13 protein-coding genes are annotated in these 14,965 nt (G+C 30.7%); all 13 read right to left on the reverse strand.

Features of this window, described 5'->3' with window-relative positions; all coding sequences use genetic code 11:
- Positions 1-148 precede the first annotated feature (148 nt).
- Positions 149-409 carry a stage V sporulation protein S gene (locus tag ACYUCG_RS06720; RefSeq protein ID WP_003459803.1) on the reverse strand — a complete coding sequence of 87 codons (261 nt, stop codon included), beginning with the start codon at positions 407-409 and terminating at the stop codon, positions 149-151.
- Between the two features lie 217 nt (positions 410-626).
- On the reverse strand, positions 627-2,162 hold the full coding sequence (rny, locus tag ACYUCG_RS06725) for a ribonuclease Y (RefSeq protein ID WP_003459753.1): 1,536 nt from the start codon (positions 2,160-2,162) through the stop codon (positions 627-629).
- 346 nt (positions 2,163-2,508) lie between these two features.
- Complete coding sequence (gene recA, locus ACYUCG_RS06730; protein WP_139933681.1) at positions 2,509-3,567, reverse strand: recombinase RecA; 1,059 nt, start codon at positions 3,565-3,567, stop codon at positions 2,509-2,511.
- Between the two features lie 135 nt (positions 3,568-3,702).
- Positions 3,703-4,293, reverse strand: a complete 591-nt coding sequence (gene pgsA / locus ACYUCG_RS06735) for a CDP-diacylglycerol--glycerol-3-phosphate 3-phosphatidyltransferase (RefSeq protein WP_003469140.1) — start codon at positions 4,291-4,293, stop codon at positions 3,703-3,705.
- Positions 4,277-5,614 (reverse strand): 30S ribosomal protein S12 methylthiotransferase RimO, encoded by a 1,338-nt coding sequence (rimO, locus tag ACYUCG_RS06740; protein ID WP_240298524.1) that lies wholly within the window; start codon positions 5,612-5,614, stop codon positions 4,277-4,279. Before rimO ends, pgsA begins: the two co-directional genes overlap by 17 nt.
- A gap of 68 nt (positions 5,615-5,682) precedes the next feature.
- Positions 5,683-8,073 (reverse strand): FtsK/SpoIIIE family DNA translocase, encoded by a 2,391-nt coding sequence (locus tag ACYUCG_RS06745; protein ID WP_460268347.1) that lies wholly within the window; start codon positions 8,071-8,073, stop codon positions 5,683-5,685.
- Between the two features lie 131 nt (positions 8,074-8,204).
- Complete coding sequence (locus ACYUCG_RS06750; RefSeq protein WP_139933684.1) at positions 8,205-8,894, reverse strand: ClpP family protease; 690 nt, start codon at positions 8,892-8,894, stop codon at positions 8,205-8,207.
- Positions 8,895-8,947: 53 nt separating this feature from the next.
- Complete coding sequence (gene dapG, locus ACYUCG_RS06755) at positions 8,948-10,144, reverse strand: aspartate kinase (RefSeq protein ID WP_460268348.1); 1,197 nt, start codon at positions 10,142-10,144, stop codon at positions 8,948-8,950.
- 13 nt (positions 10,145-10,157) lie between these two features.
- On the reverse strand, positions 10,158-10,433 hold the full coding sequence (locus ACYUCG_RS06760; RefSeq protein ID WP_003459765.1) for a YlmC/YmxH family sporulation protein: 276 nt from the start codon (positions 10,431-10,433) through the stop codon (positions 10,158-10,160).
- 133 nt (positions 10,434-10,566) lie between these two features.
- Positions 10,567-12,675, reverse strand: coding sequence for a polyribonucleotide nucleotidyltransferase (locus ACYUCG_RS06765; protein WP_003469153.1), 2,109 nt, complete (start codon positions 12,673-12,675; stop codon positions 10,567-10,569).
- 91 nt (positions 12,676-12,766) lie between these two features.
- Positions 12,767-13,030 (reverse strand): 30S ribosomal protein S15, encoded by a 264-nt coding sequence (gene rpsO, locus ACYUCG_RS06770; protein WP_003449423.1) that lies wholly within the window; start codon positions 13,028-13,030, stop codon positions 12,767-12,769.
- 115 nt (positions 13,031-13,145) lie between these two features.
- Positions 13,146-14,075, reverse strand: coding sequence for a bifunctional riboflavin kinase/FAD synthetase (locus ACYUCG_RS06775; RefSeq protein WP_283704648.1), 930 nt, complete (start codon positions 14,073-14,075; stop codon positions 13,146-13,148).
- A gap of 3 nt (positions 14,076-14,078) precedes the next feature.
- Complete coding sequence (gene truB / locus ACYUCG_RS06780; protein WP_131440261.1) at positions 14,079-14,963, reverse strand: tRNA pseudouridine(55) synthase TruB; 885 nt, start codon at positions 14,961-14,963, stop codon at positions 14,079-14,081.
- Positions 14,964-14,965: the final 2 nt, after the last annotated feature.

Here is a 14,965-nt window from a genome sequence, read left to right on the forward strand (position 1 = left end):
TCCCCTCTTTACTGCTTTAAATTTATTTTATTACGCTTCCAATATATCATTTTTATTATTTAAAGTAAACCAATAAAAAATACTGCTATAAGTTAATATACTCATAGCAGTATCTATTTATTTACCAAATTTAGTTCCTCTATAAACTTTATCTTGGTTGTATTATAAGCTTTATAGCTGTTCTTTCTTCACCATCAATTTCGATGTCTGTGAATGCAGGAATACAAACTATATCTTTTCCACTTGGAGCCACAAAGCCTCTTGCTATGGCTATAGCCTTAACAGCTTGATTTATCGCTCCAGCTCCTACTGCTTGTATCTCTACAGTATTTCTTTCTTTTATTATGGCTGCTAGTGCGCCTGCTACTGAATTAGGATTTGATTTAGTTGATACCTTTAATACTTCCATTATATAAACCTCCTAGACCTTTTTAGGATACGTTTACATTTAATAGTTAACGTTTTCCTTTACCTAATAATATTCTATATAAACTCTCTAATTCCTTCTTAAATAGATAAAATATTTTAAATTTTATTTTAATTAATAAGAAAACTCTACTGAAATGATTCAGTAGAGTTAATTAAAAAAATACATTTTGTAACCAAAATGTATTTTACATATTCATTTATTTAGCATAGTCAACTGCACGGGTTTCTCTTATTACATTTATCTTGATTTGACCTGGATACTCTAATTGTTCTTCTATTTTCTTAACAATATTTCTCGCCATCTCAATTGCCCCTGCATCGTCAACTTGATCTGGTTTAACCATAATTCTAATTTCTCTTCCAGCTTGAATGGCATATGACTTTTCTACACCTTCATATGAAGTAGCTATTTCTTCTAATTTTTCTAATCTCTTAATATAAGCTTCTAAAGTTTCTCTTCTTGCACCAGGTCTAGCTGCTGATATAGCATCTGCTGCTTGAACAAGTACTGCTTCAAGAGTTTGCATTTCTGTATCACCATGATGGGCTGCTATAGCATTTACCACAGCTGGTGACTCATGATATTTCTTTGCAAGTTCTCCACCTATAACAGCATGAGGACCCTCATATTCTTGGTCAACGCCTTTACCTATATCATGTAAAAGACCTGCTCTTCTAGCTAGATTTACATCTAAACCTAATTCAGATGCCATTAATCCCGCTAAATATGAAACCTCTATTGAATGTTTTAAAACATTTTGACCATAACTTGTTCTGTACTTTAGTCTTCCTAGAAGCTTAATTATTTCTGGATGTAATCCATGAACACCAGTTTCGAAAGTTGCTTGTTCTCCCTCTTCCTTAATGTCATTTTCTACATCTTTAATAGCTCTTTCTACCATTTCTTCAATTCTAGCTGGATGAATTCTTCCATCTACAATTAATTTTTCTAAAGCTATTCTAGCAACTTCTCTTCTTATTGGATCGAAGCTTGAAAGAATAACAGCCTCTGGAGTATCATCTATTATTAAGTCAACTCCTGTTAATGTTTCTAAAGTTCTTATATTTCTACCTTCTCTACCAATGATTCTTCCTTTCATTTCGTCATTAGGTAGGGCAACAACATGTACTGTAGTTTCAGAAACATGATCTGCTGCACATCTTTGAATAGCAGTAGTAATTATTTCTCTTGATTTTTTATCAGCTTCTTCTTTGGCCTTAGTCTCAAGTTCTTTGATCAGCATAGCTGATTCATGTTTTATTTCTCTTCTTACTTCATCTAATAATAATGTTCTTGCGTCTTCACTTGAAAGATTTGAAATTCTCTCAAGTTCAGCTCTTTGTTCACCGTATAAATTTTGTACACGTTCTTCAAGTTCTTGAATCTCTATAGATTTTTTGTTTATGCTATCTTCTCTTTTTTCAAGCATTTCACCTTTTTTATCTAATGACTCTTCCCTTTGGATAAGTCTTCTTTCAAACCTTTGAATCTCATTTCTTCTGTCACGAGTTTCTTTATCAAGATCTGCTCTTAGTTTGTGCACCTCTTCTTTAGCTTCTAATATGGCTTCTTTCTTTGTTGATTCAGCTTCTCTTTTAGCTTCCTCAAGTGTTAAACTAGCTTCTTTTTCTAAGCTTTCCACCCTATTTTTTGAAGCTTTTTGTATAAGAGTGTATTGAATAAACCCTACTACCCCTAATATTATTATTCCTATAAGTATTCCTACTACCATATAAACACCTCCTCGCTTATTCTCTCTATAAAAACACTTCGCGTAGAAAGGTGTCATACTATTCTCACTGTAATTTTTTGAATATGATAAACCAGTATTTGTTATTATTGTATAGTAATTTTAAACTTATGTCAAGATTACCCCTTGCGTATATTATATGCTATAAAATAAAATTTATTCTCTTTCTATACCAGATATAGTGTGCTTTTATAGGTTTTTTACATTTATAAAAACTTCTAAACTTTTATTAATGTTAACATATTCATAAAACTTTGAATTTTAATCTCTTAACAAGTAATAATTAATTGAATAACAAAAAAAGATAAGGAAATCCTTATCTTTTTTATTAACTTTCAACAGATTCTTCTGTATTTTCTTCTACATTTACTGATTCAACAGCCTTAGCTAAAGGAAGAGAATATTTCTCTCTTATTTGATTTTCTATATCTAAAGCCACTGCTGGATTTTCTTTTAAATATTGTTTAGCATTTTCTCTACCTTGGCCTAATCTTATATCTCCATAGGAGAACCAAGCACCACTCTTTTGTACTATATTTTCTTTTACTCCAACGTCTACTATATTACCTTCTTTTGATATACCTTCATTGTACATTATATCAAACTCAGCTTGTTTAAATGGAGGAGCAACCTTATTCTTAACTATTTTAACTCTTGTTCTGTTACCAGTTATTCCGTCACCTTGTTTTATTGAATCAATTCTTCTTATATCCATTCTAACTGAAGCATAGAATTTTAATGCTCTACCACCTGGTGTTGTTTCTGGATTTCCAAACATTATACCAACTTTTTCTCTTAATTGGTTTATGAATATTACTACACAGTTTGATTTATTGATTGTTCCTGTTAACTTTCTTAAAGCTTGTGACATTAATCTAGCTTGAAGACCAACGTGAGAATCTCCCATTTCTCCTTCAATTTCTGCCCTTGGAACTAAAGCCGCAACTGAGTCCACAACTAAAACATCTATAGCTCCTGATCTAACTAAAGCTTCTGTTATTTCTAAAGCTTGTTCTCCTGTATCTGGTTGTGAAACTACTAAATCATCTATATTAACACCTAATCTTTTTGCATAAACTGGATCTAAAGCATGCTCTGCATCTATATACGCTGCTGCTCCACCTAATTTTTGTGCCTCTGCTACTACATGTAAAGCCACTGTTGTCTTACCAGAACTCTCTGGTCCATATATCTCAATAATTCTTCCTCTTGGTACTCCACCTATTCCTAAAGCTATATCAAGATCTAAGCATCCAGTAGAAACAGCATCCATTTGAGGAGCTCCTTGCTCTCCAAGTTTCATTACTGATCCCTTTCCAAATTGCTTCTCTATTTGACCCATAGCCATCTCAATAGCTTTTAATTTATCTTTATCTATATTTGCCATACTTAACCTCCTTAAATAACCGAACATAAGTTCTACTATTATTATAATATATACAAAAAAAAAGTCAACATCAACATGAAGTTCATAAAGGAACCTCATGTCTTAATAATTGACTATTTTTTGACTTTTAAAACATTATTTATAAGTATTTATAACATTTTTATTTTTTCTAAAGTAATCTACTCCAGAAATTATTGTTATTGCAACAGCTAAATATAAGAATATATCAGGAACATATATAAAGAAATTTCTTAAAAAGCTGCTTCCTGCAACTAACTCCTTAATTCCTGGTGAATTAATTATATTTACTTGTAATAATAAAAGCACTATTGCAATTATTTGTATTACAGTCTTAATTTTTCCCCACCAGCTAGCAGCTATAACTAACCCCTCTGATGCAGCTATGGTTCTTAAACCTGAGACAGCAAATTCTCTAGCTATTATTACAATAGCTGCCCATGCAGGAACTAATTGTAATTCAACTAAAGATATAAGTGCTGCCGTAACCAACAACTTATCTGCTAAAGGGTCCATAAACTTACCAAAATTAGTAACTTGATTTCTTGATCTTGCAATATATCCATCTAGTTGATCTGTAACAGACGCTATTATGAATATAAGCGTTGCTATTACACTCCCATAAGGTAAGTCCTGGTAAGCTATAAATACTAAGAATATGGGCACTAAAATTATTCTAATTAAAGTTAATTTATTTGCAAGATTCATTGCATACAACTCCTACCAAATCATATTCTAGGGCCTTTTCAATTTTAACTTTACAGAACTGGTCCTTTTTAGCTCCATTTCCTTTCACATAAATACATCCATCTATATCTGGAGCCATCTCATAGCTTCTTCCTATATAATATTCTCCATTAAATTTTTCGATAAGAACATCGTATTCTCTACCTACTTTGTTTTTATTAATTTCTTCTGATACTTCCTTTTGAAGTAACATTATTTCTTCTTCTCTAGCTTTTTTAACTTCTTCATCTATTTGATCTTCCATTATAGCGGCAGGTGTTCCCTCTTCTCTTGAATAAGTAAAGACTCCAACTTTATCTAACTTTATTGTTTTTATAAAATCTTTTAGTTCATTGAAATCTTCCTCAGATTCTCCTGGAAAACCAACTATTAAAGAAGTTCTTAAAACTATGTTAGGAACATTTTCTCTTAATTCATTAATTTTTCCTATTATCTCTTCTTTTGTTGTCTTTCTACCCATTCTTTTTAAAACATTATTGCTAATATGTTGTATAGGCAAGTCAAGATAATTACATACCTTATCATTTGCTGAAATCTCTTTTATAAGTTCATCATATATAGCCTCTGGATAACAATAAAGAACTCTTATCCACTCTATTCCTTCGATCTTAGCTAACTCTCTTAAAACTAAGTGAAGTTTCTTTTCACCATATATATCTATGCCATAATTAGTAGTGTCTTGAGCTATTAATATTAACTCTTTTACTCCATTTTCAGCTAATTTTTTTGCTTCTTCTACAATACTTTCTAAAGCTCTACTTCTAAACTTACCTCTGATTTTAGGAATAATACAATAAGTACAGAAATTATCACATCCTTCTGCAATCCTTAAGTATGCAGTAGCTTTATCAGTTGTTATCAATCTTAATCCTTCATTAATTGATACATCACTGTAATTTGTAGCTTTTACTTTTTCATTATTTCCATTTATAAAGTTCATTATGGCTTCATTTATTTTAGCATAATCATTAACACCTAACATTATGTCTATTTCAGGCATTAATTCTAATAATTCATCACCATATCTTTGAGTTAAGCAGCCTGTAGCTATAAGTAACTTACAGTTGTGACTTGTTTTATATTTTGCCATATCTAATATTGTGTTTATGGATTCTTGTTTAGCCTTTTCTATAAAGCCGCAAGTATTTACTATTATTATGTCAGCTTCCTTTGGATTATTAGTAAGTTCGTACTCATTCTGAACCATACCAAGCATGATTTCTGAGTCAACTCTATTTTTATCACAACCTAAACTCACCATTCCTACCTTATATTTCGCCAAATCTACTTCCTCCTACGTTTAAATATATATTTCTTATTTTAAAACTCTTTTTTAAATTAAACAAGTTTTTATTTCATATTTTCTAATTCATCTTTACTAAGAAGTACTTGTCTTGGTTTACTTCCATCCCTTCTGGAAATAACCCCACATTCTTCTAGCTCTTCTATTATTCTTGCCGCTCTATTAAATCCTATTCTTAATCTTCTTTGTAAATATGATGCTGAGGCTTGACCACTTTCAACTACGATTTCTATAGCTTCATCTAAAAGTTCATCTCTATCCCCATCACCATTTCCATCTGAAGCAAGAGTTGCTGAATTTATATGCTCTAATATATCCTCTTCATACTGAGCATCCTTTTGAGACTCTTTTATAAATGATACAACATGTTCAACTTCTTCCTCTGAAATAAATGCACCTTGAACTCTCTGAGGCTTAGACTCTCCAACTGGGTAGAATAACATATCTCCCCTACCTAAAAGTTTTTCAGCTCCTGCTGAGTCTAATATTGTTCTAGAGTCAATTTGGCTTGAAACTGCAAAGGATATTCTAGAAGGTATATTAGCCTTAATTACCCCTGTAATTACATCTACAGATGGTCTTTGAGTAGCTATTACTAAATGCATACCTGCGGCTCTAGCCATTTGAGCAAGTCTACAAATATAATCTTCTACATCATGAGGACAAGCCATCATAAGGTCTGCAAGCTCATCTACTATAATAACTATATAAGGAAGCTTCTCTGGAACTTCTCCTTTATTATATAAAGCATTATATGATTCTATATTTCTTACTCCATTATCTGCAAAAAGTTTATATCTTCTAGTCATTTCATTTACGGCCCAGTTTAATGCCGCAGCAGCCTTCTTAGGATCTGTAACTACTGGGATTAATAAGTGTGGAATTCCATTATAAACATTTAATTCAACAACTTTTGGATCCACCATTAAAAGTTTAACTTCATCTGGAGAATACTTATATAATATACTTACTATTAATGTGTTTATACATACACTCTTACCAGAACCAGTTGCCCCTGCAATAAGCACGTGAGGCATCTTACTTAAATCTGTAACAACAGCCTTACCTGTTATATCTTTTCCTAAAGCACAAGCTACCTTAAACTTATTATCTAAAAATTCTTTAGATTCTACAATCTCTCTAAAGAAAACTGGTGTTTGTTCTTTATTTGGAACCTCTATTCCTATGGCAGATTTTCCTGGAATAGGTGCCTCTATTCTAACCCCTTTAGCCGCTAATCCTAAAGCTATATCATCAGCTAAATTAACTATTTTACTAACCTTTATACCAGCCTTAGGTTGAAGTTCAAATCTAGTAACAGATGGCCCTTTTGTTACTTGAAGTATTTTTGCCTCTACTCCAAAACTCATAAGAGTTTCTTCAAGCTTAGCAGCATTAGCTAATAATGCCTTTTTGTCATCTTTGTCTAATTCATTATTATTATTTAAATTTAATAAATCTGCATTTGGAGCAACATAACTAGCTCCTACAGCTGAGCCTTTGCTAGCTATATTATTTGATATTTCTTTATCTATAGATTCTTCATCTTTAGTATTTTCTGAATTGAATCCTCTTTGCTCTATTATGGTATTATCTAAACTTAAGTCTCTAGGCATTTTAGACTCTGGTTTAAATTGATTTATTTTAATATTATCCTTTAATTGATTATCTTTTTCCTTCCTATTATCTTCTATATCATTTAAAGAAGAATTTTTCATAAAGTCCAATATTTTTATCTTATTGTTATCCTCTGAAGTATCATCTTTTTTACTATCTTTATTTCCTTCAGAAGCACCATCTTTTTTCTTCAAATTAATATAATCATCTTTTTCATACTTTTTATCCACAAATTTAACCTTAGAAGCCTTTTCCTTAAAACCTCCAAAGAAGTTTCTTATTGAAACTAGATTATAATCGAATATAAGCATTGAAGCTATAAGATATAAGGTTATAAAAATAACAAAAAGTCCTATTTTACCTACTAATTTATACAAAGGCAATACAATTAAAAATCCTATTACTCCTCCATGCCATTCACTTTGAGAATTCCATATAGATTTTATAGATCCCCATATGCTTCCTTGCACATAATAATCGTTTATATTCACAGTCTGAATAAGTAGAACACTGGTTATAAGTGCTATGGTTATTCCTAATCCTATTCTTGAAAATAACACCTCTCTTTTAAATAAGAAAAGCTTTGTACATAAATATATTATGTAAATCGGAATAAAAAAAGCTCCAATTCCAAAAAGTCCTATTAAGAGAGTTCTTGATATAACACTTAAATATCCTGCTTTATCAGTATATAAACTAAACATAACAATTAAAGAAACACATATCGCTATTAAGGCATATATTTCTTCTGTAACTTTAATTTGGCTTTGATTTTTCTTTTTTTGAGTTTTAGTTGCGGTTTTCTTTTTTCCCCCAGCCATACTAAACTAAATCACCTCACCCTATTTTAATTTCAAAATGGTAAAATACTTGTACCAAAAAATATTATATACATAAATGACTATAAATTGTCAAAATATTTTTATATTACATAAATAGAACCATAGATATACTATGGTTCTACATTATAAGCTTCTATTAAGCTATTTAACTTATCTAAGGCTTCCTTAACACCGCCAACTTCGTTTATTAATCCGCATTTAACTGCTTCTTCTCCAACTAATATTGTTCCCATATCGTTTAAAAGTTCATCTGTTTGCATCATCATCTTTTTTAGTACATCTAATTTGATTCCTGATGTCCTTATTATAAAATCATTTATTCTCTCTTGCATTTTATTAAAATATTTAAATGTTTGAGGAACTCCTATTACAAGTCCATTCATTCTTATTGGATGTATTATCATTGTAGCTGATGGAGAAATAAAAGAATATTGAGATGCCGTTGCTAGAGGAACTCCTATGGAATGCCCTCCCCCAATAACTAATGATACTGTTGGTTTTTTTAGACTTCTTATCATCTCAGCAATTGCTAATCCAGCTTCAACATCTCCTCCAACAGTATTTAAAACAAATAATATACCTTTTATTCTATCATTCTGTTCTATATCAATTAGTTGAGGAATCATATGCTCATACTTAGTTGTTTTAGTTTGTGGCGGTTGAACACTGTGTCCTTCAATTTGCCCTATTATTGTTAAAACCTGTATATTAGAATCTTCTTTCTTATGATCAGGTAAAACTGCTCCTATTTCTTTTATTTCTTCTATACTTTTATTTTCATTTTCTTTATTATGTTCCATATATATCCCTCCTGTACTAAATTTATTTTGTACAGAAAGGAAATTTATATACATTATTTCATAAAAGCTCTATGAAGTGCTTTTATAGCTTCTTTTACATTTTTACTTTCAACAAGACACCAAATTGTCATATGTGAGTCTGCTGTTTGTAAAACTTCTATGTTTTCCTGGTCTAAAGCACCTACTATTTTAGCCATAACTCCTGGAATTCCTCTCATTCTTGAACCAACTATAGCTATAGTGCTTAAGTCTTCTACTAAACTATATTTTAAATCATTTTTTCTCATAATATCTTCAAATAATTCTTTAACACCTGCATCTATTGTAAATACTTTTTCTTTAGGGAAAATATTGATTAAGTCTAAACTTATTTTATTATTTGCAAGACTTTCTAAAATAGTCTTATAATTTATATTATCTTTATTGTCATCAGATTTTATAGAAACTTGAATTCTATTTCCTTGATGAGTTATTCCAGTTATGAACTTATTATTATCTACATCCCCTAGACTATCTATCATTGTACCTATGCAAGTACTCATAGTATTCTTTATTACTAAGGTTACATTTCCCTTCATAGCTATTTCTACAGCTCTTGGATGAATTACCTTAGCCCCTTGATCTGCTAATTGGAATACTTCATTATAACTTATTTTATTTATAAGCTCAGCATCTCCAACTATTCTTGGGTCAGCAGTCATTATTCCATCAACATCTGTATATATTTCAATTTCTTCAGCCTTTAATGCTACCCCTAAAACTGCTGCTGTAGTATCACTTCCACCTCTTCCTAAAGTAGTTAAGAATCCATTTCTATCAACCCCTTGGAATCCAGCAACAACAGGCACCTTTCCTTCTTTAAGAACTTCTAATATTAATTTAGGATTTATATCTATAAAATCAGCACTTGAATAGTTATCATCTGTAAGTATTCCTGCATTTCCTCCTGTTAAAGGAACTGCTTCTATTTCTGCCTCTCTTAATTCATCACTCATGACAACAGTGCTTATAATTTCTCCACATCCCATAAGTAAATCAGTAGCTAATTTATTTTCTTTTTTAAACTCTTCTGATACTAATTCTAAAAGTGTATCAGTTGCATAAGGTTCTCCTTTTCTTCCCATAGCAGATACAACAACCACTGGTAAGTATCCTTTATTTATTGCCCCTTTTACCTTTTCTACAACCATAGTTCTTCTTTCTTTTGTTGATACAGAAGTACCACCAAATTTTTGTACTACTATTTTCAAAATCCCCACACTCCTATAGTTTAGTTTTTTTTATCATATCACTATCTACGTCTAATATTATGGTTTTAGCTCCTATTCTTTTTACATTTTCCCACTCGATTTCTAAGTATTCATCTGAGTTAAAAAGATTAAATTTGCCACCACCTAAGTTTACTATTAAATATTTTAGCTTTCCTTCTTCATCTATAATAACATCATTATTTATAAGTCCGCTATACTTTTCACCATCATTTATATTTATAATTTCATATCTTTCTATTTCGCTTAAATATCTAACATTATTACTCATAAAACATACCTCCACTTATTTATTAAAACAATAAATAATATGTTGATTATAAATAATATATGTCAATTCTCATTAAAAGAGGTAGGCTTTATGAATAAGAAAAAAATAAAAAGGCAATAATAATTGCCTTTTACTATTGCTGTTTATTTTCTTCTTCAGCTTCTTTTATTGCATCTTTTCTTGAAAGATTTATTCTACCTTGAGAATCAATTTCTGTTACCTTAACTAGTATTTCATCTCCAACAGATACTACATCCTCAACTTTTTCTACTCTCTTATTATCTAACTTAGAAATATGAACTAATCCTTCTTTATTAGGTAATACTTCAACAAAGGCACCAAATTGAGCAATTTTTGTAACTTTACCTAAATAAATTTCTCCAGCTTTAACCTCTTTAGTTAAACCTTCTATTATTTTAACAGCTTCTTTAACACCTTCTGATTCAGCTGATGAAACATAAACTAATCCATCTTCTTTTATATCTATTTTAACACCAGTATCAGCTATAATCTTATTTATAACTTTTCCACCAGCACCAATTACATCTCTGATTTTCTCAGGATCTATTTGTAAAGTTGATGTCTTAGGTGCATATTTTGAAACTTCTTCTCTTGGAGCTGGTATGCATTCTTTAATCTTATCTAAGATCATTAATCTTGCTTTTCTTGCTCCATATATAGCATCGTGTATAACTTTTTCTGATAGACCTTTTATTTTAGTATCTACTTGGATTGAAGTTATTCCTTCTTCTGTTCCAGCTACTTTAAAGTCCATATCTCCAAAGAAATCTTCTAAACCTTGGATATCAGTTAAAACTTCTTCCTCAGTTAAATCTTTTGAAGTTATTAATCCCATAGCTATACCTGCTGCAGGTCTCTTTATTGGAACACCAGCATCTAAAAGTGCTAATGTGCTACCACAAACTGAAGCCTGTGAAGTAGATCCATTTGAGCTTAATACTTCTGATACTAATCTTATTGTGTATGGGAACTCAGCTTCTGAAGGTATAAGTGGTTCTAAAGCTCTTTCAGCTAAAGCTCCATGACCAATTTCTCTTCTACCTGGTCCTCTTAATGGTCTAACTTCTCCTACACTGTATGCTGGGAAGTTATAGTGATGCATATATCTCTTAGATTCTTCTTCACCAATACCATCTAATATTTGAATTTCACTTATTGATCCTAAAGTTGCAACAGTCATTACTTGAGTAAGTCCTCTTGTAAATAATCCTGTTCCATGAGTTCTTGGAAGTAATCCAACTTCACAACCAATGTTTCTTACTTGGTCAAAAGCTCTTCCATCAGGTCTTTTTCCTTCTTTTAAAAGCATATGTCTTACGACTTCTTTTTGCATATCGTAAACTGCTTCTCCAATATCAGACATGTTGTCTGGATATTTTTCTTCGAACTCTTCATTTATTTTAGCTTTAACTTCGTCCATTGCAGCATTTCTTTCATCTCTATCAGTAATGTGCATTGACTCACTAATCATATCAAAAGCAAATTCTCTTACAGCTTCTTCTATTTCTTCTGGTACTTTATGTAGTTCTGGCACTTTTTTCTCTTTACCGAACATACTTACAGCTTCTTCTTGGAATTTTATTATATCTTGACACTTATCAAAACCAAATTTGATAGCATTAATCATTGTATCTTCTGGGATTTCATCTCCACCAGCTTCAATCATCATAACTCTTTCCTTAGTTGCGCAAACAGTTAATTGAAGTGAACTTTCTTCTCTTTCCTTTGAAGTAGGGTTTAGTATAAATTCTTCTCCTATTAATCCTACTTGCACTGCAGCCACTGGAGTAGTAAAAGGTATGCTTGATAAACATAATGCCATTGAGGCAGCATTTATAGCTAGTATTTCAGGAAGGTTATCATTTTCTACTGAAACAACTGTACATACTACTTGAACATCATTTCTATATCCTTTTGGGAATAAAGGTCTTAAAGGTCTGTCTATAGCTCTACCATTTAGTATAGCTTTCTCTGAAGGTTTTCCTTCTCTTTTTATAAATCCACCTGGTATTTTACCAACTGAATATAATCTCTCTTCGTATTCAACACTTAGTGGGAAAAAGTCTATTCCCTCTCTTGGTTTTTCTGATGCATTTACATTTGTTAATATTACTGTATCACCATAACTCATTAATATAGCAGCATCTGAAAGCATTCCTAATTTCCCGAACTCAACTTTCATCGGTCTTCCTGCTATGATAGTTTCATGGGTATGATTCATATAAATACCTCCTTTCGGTATATAAAGACTAAATTTTTACAATATTAATATTTTTAAAATAATAGAGCGGTAAAAAACCCGCTCTACTAAATTATCTTCTTAATCCTAATTCTTTGATTATAGCTCTGTATCTTTCGATATCTTGCTCATATAAGTAGTTTAATAAACCTCTTCTTTGTCCAACCATCATTAAAAGACCTCTTCTTGAGTGGTGGTCTTTTTTGTGTGTTCTTAAGTGATCAGTTAAAGAGTTTATTCTTTCTGTTAATAACGCGATTTGAACTTCTGGTGAACCAGTATCTCCTTCGTGTCTTGCATGTTTAGCTATTATTTCTTGTTTTCTTATTTTATCCATTGTTACACCTCCGAAAAATTATCCCCTAGTTCCAAGAAAAAAGACGGTTACCCTTAAATCTTAGAGTTAGGTTCTATATGATTATATCAAAACTCGCTTTTCTTGTAAATCTTTATTACAAAGAAATTTTTATGTTACTTTCTTCAGCGAATTTTTTATCCTTAATTAGTTGTTCTTTTAATTCTTCTAAAGAATTAAATTTCTTTTCATTTCTTATCTTACTTATAAAATAAAGTTTTATATGCTTTCCATATATGTCTTCATCAAAATTTAGTATGTGAGTCTCTACTGTAGTATTTTTACCATTTACAGTAGGATTATTCCCAACTGAAGTTATACCTTTATAAATTTCTCCATTAACTTCTACATTAGTATAATAAACTCCTATCTTAGGAAGGATTATTTCATCATTATTCTTTAAATTGGCTGTTGGAAAATTAATTGTTCTCCCTATTTTCTTTCCACTTACCACTTTACCATTTAATGAGAAATATCTACCTAACATATTATTAGCATCTTCTAGCTCTCCTTCTGATAAAGCTTTTCTTATTCTCGTTGAACTAACTACTTCTGATTTATATGTAAATGGCTCTATAACGTAAAGTTCTAATCCCTTTAAATCACATAATTCCTTAAGTAACTTAACATCACCTTTATTTTTATGGCCAAATCTATAGTTAAATCCAACAACAATTCCTCGTACATTATAGTTTTTTATAAGATTTTCTATAAACTCTTCTGGTTCTAGTTCCATAAACTTTTTATTAAACTCAACAAAACTACTTAAATCAACATTTAAGTCTTCAAGAATTCTTATTTTTTCATGTAAAGTTACTAAAAGTTTTGGTGCACCTTCCTTGTTTATAAATTTTCTTGGATGATTTTTAAATGTATATACCATACTTAATGAATCGTTCTTCCTAGACAATTCATTACTTTTGTTTATTAAAGCTAAATGACCTTTATGAATTCCATCAAAACTCCCTAAAGCTACATAGGTGCTTTTTTGAACCACTCTCTTAAAATCATTATTTATTAAAATCATTGACTACTCCTCTATCAGTAATTTCTCCAATTTAAATCCTTTTTCATCCCTTTTTCCTAATCCCAAAAAGACTCCATTGTCTTCATATACTCTATATAGTTTGTTAAATTCAACTTCTTCACTATACATTCTATTATCAAATACTTTAACACCATTTCTTAAAAGCTTACCAAACTTCTCATTTACTGTGATTTTTTCAAAAGAATCTAAAGCCTTTTCAATGGAAATAATGTGTTTTTCTAAAAGTTCTTCTGTTAAATCCTCTATATTTATTGCTTCTTCTTTAATAAATGGACCATTTTGTATTCTCTCTAAGGCAGTCATTGTTGCTCCAACATTTAATTTTTCACCAATATCATAGCAAAGGCTTCTTATATATGTTCCCTTAGAACAACAAACATCCATTTGTATATTATCATTTGATTCTATTTTTATATTTTCAATAGAATAAATAGTAATTTTTCTAGCTTCTCTGTGAACTTCTATTCCTTGACGTGCTAATTCATATAATCTTACTCCATTTTGTTTTAAAGCAGAATACATTGGTGGAACTTGATCTATTGTTCCTAAAAAGGTATTTATACAATTTAATATTTCATCCTTTGTTATATGTGATGCATCCTCTTCTCTTAAAACTTCTCCTTCTAAATCATATGTGTCAGTAACCATACCAAGTTTTAAATTCACTCTATAAACTTTTTTATTTTCCATTATATAATCTATAATTTTTGTAGCTTTTCCAAGGCATACAGGTAAAACTCCAGAAGCTGCTGGATCTAAAGTTCCTGTATGTCCTACCTTTTTCATCTTTGCAACTCTTCTTACCATGGCCACAACATCAAATGAAGTCATTCCCGTATTTTTATATATGTTAATTACTCCATTCATAT

This window comes from Clostridium sp. CTA-17, from assembly GCF_054767895.1.

Bases quoted from the DNA above. Each gene is read 5' to 3' on its own strand.
- ACYUCG_RS06720 (WP_003459803.1), bottom strand. From the start codon at position 409: ATGGAAGTATTAAAGGTATCAACTAAATCAAATCCTAATTCAGTAGCA.
- rny (WP_003459753.1), bottom strand. From the start codon at position 2,162: ATGGTAGTAGGAATACTTATAGGAATAATAATATTAGGGGTAGTAGGG.
- recA (WP_139933681.1), bottom strand. From the start codon at position 3,567: ATGGCAAATATAGATAAAGATAAATTAAAAGCTATTGAGATGGCTATG.
- pgsA (WP_003469140.1), bottom strand. From the start codon at position 4,293: ATGAATCTTGCAAATAAATTAACTTTAATTAGAATAATTTTAGTGCCC.
- ACYUCG_RS06745 (WP_460268347.1), bottom strand. From the start codon at position 8,073: ATGGCTGGGGGAAAAAAGAAAACCGCAACTAAAACTCAAAAAAAGAAA.
- ACYUCG_RS06750 (WP_139933684.1), bottom strand. From the start codon at position 8,894: ATGGAACATAATAAAGAAAATGAAAATAAAAGTATAGAAGAAATAAAA.
- ACYUCG_RS06760 (WP_003459765.1), bottom strand. From the start codon at position 10,433: ATGAGTAATAATGTTAGATATTTAAGCGAAATAGAAAGATATGAAATT.
- ACYUCG_RS06765 (WP_003469153.1), bottom strand. From the start codon at position 12,675: ATGAATCATACCCATGAAACTATCATAGCAGGAAGACCGATGAAAGTT.
- rpsO (WP_003449423.1), bottom strand. From the start codon at position 13,030: ATGGATAAAATAAGAAAACAAGAAATAATAGCTAAACATGCAAGACAC.
- ACYUCG_RS06775 (WP_283704648.1), bottom strand. From the start codon at position 14,075: ATGATTTTAATAAATAATGATTTTAAGAGAGTGGTTCAAAAAAGCACC.
- truB (WP_131440261.1), bottom strand. From the start codon at position 14,963: ATGAATGGAGTAATTAACATATATAAAAATACGGGAATGACTTCATTT.